Source organism: Shewanella septentrionalis (assembly GCF_025370265.1).
In the GTDB taxonomy this organism is placed as follows: Bacteria; Pseudomonadota; Gammaproteobacteria; order Enterobacterales; family Shewanellaceae; genus Shewanella; species Shewanella hafniensis.
The window spans coordinates 1-839 of sequence record NZ_JAMTCC010000118.1 but is presented as its reverse complement, the minus strand read 5'-3'; the positions used below and the strand labels follow the sequence as shown (position 1 = coordinate 839).

General features: G+C 44.9%; 1 tRNA gene and 3 rRNA genes. All 4 read left to right on the top strand.

Annotated elements, in window-relative coordinates:
* Window positions 1-106: ribosomal RNA gene (locus tag NE536_RS22825) — 23S ribosomal RNA — on the top strand; the annotation flags it as partial.
* Between the two features lie 138 nt (window positions 107-244).
* Window positions 245-360: ribosomal RNA gene (gene rrf / locus NE536_RS22820) — 5S ribosomal RNA — on the top strand.
* 38 nt (window positions 361-398) lie between these two features.
* A tRNA-Thr gene (locus NE536_RS22815) sits at window positions 399-474 on the top strand.
* 37 nt (window positions 475-511) lie between these two features.
* A 5S ribosomal RNA gene (gene rrf / locus NE536_RS22810) occupies window positions 512-627 on the top strand.
* The last annotated feature ends 212 nt before the right edge of the window (window positions 628-839 follow it).

Below are 839 nucleotides of genomic sequence, written 5' to 3'. Positions count from 1 at the left end.
AATTCCTCTAAAGAGCCGTTCGAGACTAGGACGTTGATAGGCATGGTGTGTAAGCGTTGTGAGGCGTTGAGCTAACATGTACTAATGACTCGAGAGGCTTAACCATACAACCCAGATGGGTTTTACTGAAAGCCTTAGACAGAATATCGACACTTAATAAAGTGTGAACTCAAACAAAGCAAATCAGCTTTCCGAATTATTATTAACGTGGTCCAGAGATAGACACGGTAATAAACAGAATTTGCTTGGTGACAATAGCCTTGTGGAACCACCTGATCCCATCCCGAACTCAGAAGTGAAACGCAAACGCGCCGATGGTAGTGTGGGGTCTCCCCATGTGAGAGTAGGTCATCGCCAAGCGCCTAATTTAAATAATCTTAATTGATTAGTATAGAATTGCTGATATGGCTCAGTCGGTAGAGCGCATCCTTGGTAAGGATGAGGTCCCCAGTTCGATTCTGGGTATCAGCACCATTACAATCTAGAGTCATTTCCTAGAATACAAAATTTGCTTGGTGACAATAGCCTTGTGGAACCACCTGATCCCATCCCGAACTCAGAAGTGAAACGCAAACGCGCCGATGGTAGTGTGGGGTCTCCCCATGTGAGAGTAGGTCATCGCCAAGCGCCTAATTATCTCATTGAGATGTAACGAAGCCAGCTGAATAAGCTGGCTTTTTTGCGTCTGAGGTTTGTAAAAATCAGCCTAATACCATTCCGCATTAAAGTTCAGTCACCTTTGCCCATTCCCGAGAGCACATTTTTACCACGCGTTTTGTACAACTGATAAAGCTGTTCCATGCCTGGCTGCAGGCATCCACTATGTCCTCATATCCTTT